We start from the raw sequence: 4,740 nt of genomic DNA, 5'->3' as shown, positions 1-4,740 counted from the left end.
AGATGAAATTCAAGCACAATATCATTACCAAACACCGATTAGAATTGGCGTTGCAGGGGGAATTGGTACACCACAATCAGCATTAGCAGCCTTTATGATGGGTGCTGCTTATGTAATGACCGGTTCCATTAATCAGTCATGTGTTGAATCTGGGGCTTGTGAACATACCAAAAAGTTACTAGCCCAAGCAGAAATGGCTGATATGATTATGGCTCCAGCAGCAGATATGTTTGAAATGGGAGTTAAATTACAAGTTCTCAAACGGGGTACAATGTTCCCCATGCGAGCGCAGAAATTATTTGAACTCTATCGCGCTTATGATTCCATTGAAGAGATTCCTTTAGCAGAAAGAGAGAAATTAGAAAAACAAGTTTTTCGCAAAACTATTGCTGAAGTATGGGAAGGAACGGCAGCTTATTTGTCCCAAAAGAATCCTGAGAAACTTGGGAAAGCAGTCAATAATCCTAAATTGAAAATGGCGTTGATTTTTCGCTGGTATTTAGGATTATCTTCTCGCTGGTCTAGTTCTGGTGAAAAAGGTAGAGAAGTCGATTATCAAATTTGGTGTGGCCCGGCAATGGGCGGTTTCAATGACTGGGTACGCGGTTCCTATCTGTCTGAACCAAATAATCGTCAGGTAGTTGATGTTGCTAATCAAATTATGACTGGTGCAGCCTTTTTGTATCGTGTTCAAAATTTGAAAATTCAAGGGCTGCAAGCTTCCGATTATTACAGTCAATATCACCCTGTTCGTTCTACATCATTGTTGGAGATTTAAAAATGACTATAAAACAGTCTTTCACCGCAGACGATATTCAAATATTTTTGGTATCTAACTTAGCTAAGTTGCTAGGAGTAGCAACTGATGAAATAGATGTCAAAGAACATTTAGAAAACTATGGGTTGGATTCAGCCCAAGCAATGATTCTAGTAAGTAACTTAGAAAAGTTGCTAGGATTTCAACCGTCTCCATTGCTGCTGTGGCATTACCCAAATATTGAAGCTCTTTCACAGCGTTTAGCTGAAGAAGTGCAAGATGGTTCACCAGTTCAAGATACAAAGGCAGCATCTTCTAATGCCAACACTGCACCCTCAATTCTAGATTTAAGTGCCGAGGTTGTACTTGACCCCACTATCCATCCTGGTGCTGCATCTAATGTAGCTGTTGGTGAACCCAAGAACATTTTTTTAACTGGAGGAACCGGCTTTTTAGGAGCTTTTCTCATCCGGGAATTGCTACAGGAAACCAAGGCAGATATTTATTGCTTAGTGCGTGCTGCTAATGCCGAAGAAGGCAAAAGCAAACTCCAAAAGAATCTGCAACAGTATGCAATTTGGCAGGAAGAATTTAATTCCAGAATTATTTCTATTGTCGGTGATTTATCTCAGCCATTGTTAGGTGTTGGTTCGGAACAGTTTCAAGTTTTAGCTGCCAATATTGATACTATATATCATAGTGGTGCTTTGTTGAATTATGTTTTTCCTTACTCCGCACTGAAGGCAGCCAATGTTTTAGGAACTCAAGAAGTTTTGAGATTGGCATGTCAAATTAAAGTCAAGCCTGTACATTACGTTTCTAGTGTTGCTGTTTTTGAATCCACTGCTTATGCTGGCAAGGTTGTTAAAGAACAGGATGAATTCAATCATTGGGAAGGAATTTATCTTGGTTACTCACAAACTAAATGGGTAGCTGAAAAGTTAGTCAAAATTGCTCGTGACCGTGGACTTCCTGTAACTATCCATAGACCACCACTGATTTCTGGTGATAGCAAAACAGGCATTTGTAACACACATGACTTTATCAATTTGATGACCAAGGGCTGTCTACAAATGGGAAGTTTCCCTGATGTAGATTATATGTTGGATATGTCTCCTGTGGATTATGTAAGTAAAGCGATCGTTTATCTATCACGGCAAAAAGAATCCATAGGGAAGGCTTTCAATTTACAACATCCCCAACCTGTTTCTTTAAAAATATTAGTTGAGTGGATACGTTCTTTTGGTTATTCAGTTGATATGATTCCCTACGAGAAATGGCAATCAGAGTTAATCAATAATGTGACTTCTGCTGACAATCCTTTGTACACTCTACGACCATTTTTACTGGAACGCTGGTCTGATGAACAACTGACTATTCCTGATTTGTACTTGCAAGCTAGAAGACCCCATATTAGCTGCCAAGATACTCTCCATGCATTAGCAGGCAGTTCTATTGTTTGTCCTCCAATTGACTCTCAATTGTTTATAACTTATACTACCTACTTGATTCAAAGCGGTTTCTTAAATATCGCTTAAGAATTTACAACTTTCGTCGGGTGCGTTACTTTCCTTACGCACCATCTCGGATACTTTCGGTGCGTTATGTTCCTAAGCAGGGCTATTTCATTCTCATCTAGCCCGCCTCAGAATAAATTCTGAGGCTAATAGCACTCATTCGTCTAAAGACGACTAAGAAAGGCTTTTAGTCCACTAAAGTGGACTTAAGCTATGAGCCGGGGAACTTTAGTTCTGGGCGGTTTATGTTTAGAACGAAATAGCCCTGGTTCCTAAGGCACCCTACAAAATAATTTGATTTAGTCCATTTTTTAAAACTCAGTACTACTGAATAGCCAATATTTCAAATGCCAGCAACAACTTATACATTAACAGCGGCAATATAATTGCCCTGTTTTTTTATGCTCAGTAATGTAATTTTTTAGGATTCATCCCTTGACAGAAGCAATTGAGGATAGAATGGTTAGTGTCGGGCATAAAAGTTTGATTTTATCTACTGGCTTTTGTGAGTAATCAAAAGCCAGCGCTAGTAGTTTGAAATAACCGAACTTCTTTAATGCCCAACTTATTCAATGCATAAATCCTAAATTTACGTTTGGACTGCTACACCTATCCAACGCATTACACAAGCAATTGAAAGGGTAATAACTCAAGACATTTATTGTCGGTTCAGATATTACGCGTACTTAATTGTAGATTAAGAACCACTCTAAATGCAACGCAGCTTCATCAAATTGAATTCACCAATATTCTTACATGAACACAACACATCAAAGTCAGGGCAAACAAACTGCTCTTATTACTGGGGCAGCCGCTGGAATTGGCTACGAATTAGCATGTATTTTTGCTGCTCATGATTACCATCTGGTCTTAGTAGACAGAAACGGGTTAAAACTAGTAGAAATTGCAGCTAAATTCCAAGAAAAATTTGGAAATTCGGTCAAAATTATTGTTAAGGATTTATCTATATCAACCGCTCCTGAAGAAATTTTCGCAGAGTTGCAACTCGCCAATATTCAGGTTGATGTGCTGGTAAATAATGCTGGATTTGGGATCTATGGATTATTTCACGAAACAGACTTAGCTACTGAACTGGAAATGCTACAGGTAAATTTGGTGTGTCTCACTCATTTAACTAAACTATTTGTGAAACACATGGTAAAGCAAGGTGAAGGCAAAATATTAAACGTTGCCTCAGCTGCTGCTTTTCAACCAGGGCCTTTGATGGCGGTTTATTTTGCTACTAAAGCTTATATCTTATCTTTTTCAGAAGCGATCGCTAATGAATTAGAAGGTACAGGTGTCACTGTGACAGTTCTTTGCCCTGGCTCAACCGCATCTGCCTTTCATGAAAGAACTGGGATGGCTGACTCTAAGTTACTCAAGGGTAAGAGGATGATGGATGCACAAACAGTAGCCGAAATTGGTTTTCACGCCTTAATGAAGGGCAAAACCATTGTCATTCCGGGTTTGCTCAATAAAATACTTGCAAAAAGCGTCAGATTTGCACCTAGAAAGCTGGTAACAAAGATTGTGAGAAATATGCAGGAGGATAAGTAGGGGCATTGGGCATTGGGCATGGGGCATGGGGCATGGGGCATTGGTGAAGAAAAACTAATGACTAATGACTAATGACTAATGACTAATGACTAATGACTAATACTGCCAACACTTCAAGTTCCAACCAAAATTTGTCACTGCAACAGCAGCAACATAATTGTTAGCAGGTACTAGTTCAAAAAGACTCCAGTCTTCAGATATTTGTAACTTGGCTGGTTCTGTGGGAGTCAGCAATACTTCAATTTGCTCTAACTGGGATAGTCCATCTCCAGTTGCTTTTAAATAAGCTTCCTTACAAGTCCAGTAACGGAAAAATACCTCTTGCTGTTGGTTGGGAGATAGCGATCGCAACATTTCATATTCTCTCGGTAAAAAGAACCGTTTGGCAAGAGCTTCTAAATCAGATATCGGGCGAATATATTCTAGGTCTACACCAATTGGGCGGGTGCAATTCACCGCACACAAACCCAGCTTTTGAGAATGAGACAAGTTAAATGCCAATCCACTATCGGCAAATGTATCTGCTAATACTGGTTTGCCACGCTGTTGATAATTAAACTGCACTTGTCGGGGCTGGATACCCAAATAGCGACCTAATATAGTTCGGATAATACCACGGCCAGCAATGAAACGCTGCCGATGTTCCTGAAAATAAAACCGTTCAGCACGAGCCATTTCGTCACTGGAAAGAGTCGCTGCTAAATTTTGCAGCTGTATTTCTGGTTGGTCAAGTTCTATGCGCCAGATATGAATCTCATCCTGTAATAGAGTTAAATCTGTCGGTGCAGGTAGCCAAATATCATTAGAAGCGGTCATTGAGTCAACAAGTCAAGGGAGTTGTACTCTAGTAGTTTATTTAATTACGACAAGTATTATGGGTGAATCTGGTTTTATTTTCAGGAACAT

At 39.5% G+C, this 4,740-nt stretch carries 3 protein-coding genes and 1 pseudogene; 3 read left to right on the top strand and 1 reads right to left on the bottom strand.

Annotation, left to right across the window (positions count from 1 at the left end; all coding sequences use genetic code 11):
• From LC574_RS27150 to LC574_RS27140, 3 genes and pseudogenes are all read left to right on the top strand, one after another.
• Positions 1-778, top strand: a pseudogene (locus LC574_RS27150) (2-nitropropane dioxygenase); the annotation flags it as partial.
• A 2-nt stretch (positions 779-780) separates the two neighbouring features.
• Entirely contained in the window at positions 781-2,295 is a 1,515-nt protein-coding gene (locus LC574_RS27145) for a thioester reductase domain-containing protein (protein ID WP_229456771.1), read from the top strand.
• Between the two features lie 735 nt (positions 2,296-3,030).
• Positions 3,031-3,834: an SDR family oxidoreductase gene (locus LC574_RS27140; RefSeq protein ID WP_229456770.1), complete on the top strand. Its 804-nt coding sequence runs from the start codon at positions 3,031-3,033 to the stop codon at positions 3,832-3,834.
• A gap of 96 nt (positions 3,835-3,930) precedes the next feature.
• Here the strand turns inward: LC574_RS27140 and hetI are convergent, their stop codons facing one another.
• Positions 3,931-4,650, bottom strand: coding sequence for a 4'-phosphopantetheinyl transferase HetI (gene hetI / locus LC574_RS27135; RefSeq protein WP_229456769.1), 720 nt, complete (start codon positions 4,648-4,650; stop codon positions 3,931-3,933).
• Positions 4,651-4,740: the final 90 nt, after the last annotated feature.

Origin of the sequence: Nostoc sp. CHAB 5715 (genome assembly GCF_020829685.1) — a bacterium.
Classification (GTDB): domain Bacteria; phylum Cyanobacteriota; class Cyanobacteriia; order Cyanobacteriales; family Nostocaceae; genus Nostoc.
The sequence above is the reverse complement of the archived record's forward strand: the minus strand, read 5'-3'. Positions and strand labels throughout refer to the sequence as shown.

Excerpts from the sequence above, each read along its gene's own strand:
- LC574_RS27145 (WP_229456771.1), top strand. The coding sequence starts at position 781 with ATGACTATAAAACAGTCTTTCACCGCAGACGATATTCAAATATTTTTG.
- LC574_RS27140 (WP_229456770.1), top strand. The coding sequence starts at position 3,031 with ATGAACACAACACATCAAAGTCAGGGCAAACAAACTGCTCTTATTACT.
- hetI (WP_229456769.1), bottom strand. The coding sequence starts at position 4,650 with ATGACCGCTTCTAATGATATTTGGCTACCTGCACCGACAGATTTAACT.